Origin of the sequence: Pseudomonas sp. NMI542_15 (genome assembly GCF_021283425.1) — a bacterium.
Taxonomy (GTDB): domain Bacteria; phylum Pseudomonadota; class Gammaproteobacteria; order Pseudomonadales; family Pseudomonadaceae; genus Aquipseudomonas; species Aquipseudomonas fortuita.
Map to the genome: position 1 here is coordinate 1 of NZ_JAJSRO010000081.1, position 367 is coordinate 367.

General features: G+C 60.8%; 1 protein-coding gene. It reads left to right on the forward strand.

Going from position 1 to position 367, the window contains the following annotated elements; all coding sequences use genetic code 11:
• Positions 1-86: 86 nt before the first annotated feature.
• The coding region (locus tag LU684_RS30505) for a hypothetical protein (RefSeq protein ID WP_232895380.1) at positions 87-367 on the forward strand (281 nt) is incomplete at its 3' end.

Consider the following 367-nt stretch of genomic DNA (forward strand, 5'->3'; position numbering starts at 1 on the left):
GGCCCCAGGATGGGGCCTGCAGCGCGGTCCTCCCGGGAGCAAGCCCGGAGCGAGGGGACCCCGGAGCGAAGCGCAGGGGCCGGATGATGGGAGCGGACGGCTTTGGTTACTTTGGCCAAGACCAAAGTAACCCGCCGGAAGGGCGGAAAGGTGACTCGGCGCCACCTGCGCGAACGAATGTCTACACTGTGTTGAGGCCCACCTCGCAAGAAGCAAAAAGCGGATATGGCTGTTTTGGTGCATCGAACAGTCCGTTTGCGATGGTGACGCTGACTCACCTTTTCGCCCTTACGGCGAGTCACTTTTTGTCAGACGCGACAAAAAGTAACCAAAAAACGCTGCGCTCCGATCATCCGGCCCCTGCGCT